This is a genomic window from Chlorogloeopsis fritschii PCC 6912 (assembly GCF_000317285.1).
In the GTDB taxonomy this organism is placed as follows: domain Bacteria; phylum Cyanobacteriota; class Cyanobacteriia; order Cyanobacteriales; family Nostocaceae; genus Chlorogloeopsis; species Chlorogloeopsis fritschii.
This window is the reverse complement of sequence record NZ_AJLN01000027.1, coordinates 1-1,483: the sequence shown is the minus strand read 5'-3', so window position 1 is coordinate 1,483 and position 1,483 is coordinate 1. Positions and strand designations below refer to the sequence as shown.

At 39.2% G+C, this 1,483-nt stretch carries 1 protein-coding gene; it reads right to left on the bottom strand.

Translation table 11 applies throughout. The annotated features are described in order from the left end of the window. Positions 1-131: 131 nt before the first annotated feature. Positions 132-1,337, bottom strand: coding sequence for an RNA-guided endonuclease InsQ/TnpB family protein (locus UYC_RS35215; RefSeq protein WP_016879213.1), 1,206 nt, complete (start codon positions 1,335-1,337; stop codon positions 132-134). Between the last annotated feature and the right edge of the window lie 146 nt (positions 1,338-1,483).

The following is a 1,483-nucleotide window of genomic DNA, read 5'->3' as shown; positions in this document are numbered from 1 at the left end:
TTGACCCTCCCCTGACTAAAGTCTAGGGGATTCTAAAAGGATGCTACGCAACAGGCTCTGTTGCCGTGTTGCTTCGCGTTTTCCTTTCTAATTTAAGAAGATTAATCCTTCTTGGGGCAGTCAAAGACCCTCTAAACTCTCCGAACTAAAAAGCCATTGAGCTTACTTTTCCTTCCGATATTCAGTGAACCATTTAGATCCGCATTAACCAGATGTCCTTCCTTTGTTTTGTACAATCCGCGTTTAATTCGTTTACCAGAAAACTGGTATTCCTTGGGATTGTCGGCATTGTAAACAGGTATCTTATCACCATCAAGCGCACTTGCTTTAGAGGTGTAAGATTCTTCTTGTTCCTGGTAATTCAACCCGTATCTTTCACACATTGCCTTCAATTTAGAACGCAAACTGTGAAAAGGTATTTGAACAAAGTTCTGGTTATTGCGTCCACCAATATTGATTTCTTGTTTGATGCCGGGATTGTAACCCACAATCAAATTAGCAATACTGTTGGTGATACAGTGATTCACGATAAATCGTGCTGTCTTGTTCAGGTAATCTTTGACTTGATTATTGCGCTTCGCCGTAAGCTTCACTTGTTGATTAGTGATGCCTTTGATATTTTGCTTATCTTTAATAGATTGCAGTTGGCCGGATCGCTTGTTGAACCACTGGTTAATAGATTTGATTGGTTTACCATCCACTAAGTAGGATGCCCCATTGGTATCAACACAAGCAGCAAGATTATCAACTCCCAAATCAATACTAATAGCACTATTGCTTTTAACTTCTATGGGTTCAGGTTCAACTTCGCTGATAAATTCAATCTCAAAATATCTAGCATTGTATTTTGGGTGAATCCTAACTTCCTTGATTTGATTTATGTTAAGTCTTTTTGGGAATGGAATCCAAACTTCTCCAAACTGCTTTCTGAAAGCGTTGGACATCGGAACTCTGAACTTTCCATCTTTAACAACAATTCTAGGAATTATCAGCAAGAAGTATCCATATGCAGGCAAGTAGTTAGGAAGTTTCACTTTCTGTTGATAGCTTCCACTTTTAACTGCACTAATCAATCCGTAGAAGCTTTTAAATGTTCTGTCTACTACCTTGAGTGTTTGCTGTGCAATATCTGTATTGAGAAGTTTGTAGTTCTCGTTAGTTTTGCACAGATGGTAAGCAGATTCATAGCGCAGATGTTTACGTTCAGCAAAGAAGTATTGCCGCACAGTATACAAACCTACGTTGTAAAGGTTCTTACTCAGTCGGCACAACTCGCGCAGAGCAACAAATTCAGACTTATTCAGTTCTCTGATTTGGTTCTTCTGTGTCAGATACATAAAACAACTCTCGCTATAGAATTTAGTTTACAGCGAAAGTATAATCTAGTCAACAAGAGAAACTGTGGACTAAAGTCCACGCCCGTCGTTTTTCCTCCCAGGGCTAAAAGCCACTGGGTTTCCAAACTCCCCTAAAGATTTTTATG

What these genes read in the sequence shown, in the direction of transcription:
- UYC_RS35215 (WP_016879213.1), bottom strand. Translation starts at nt 1,337, where the DNA reads ATGTATCTGACACAGAAGAACCAAATCAGAGAACTGAATAAGTCTGAA.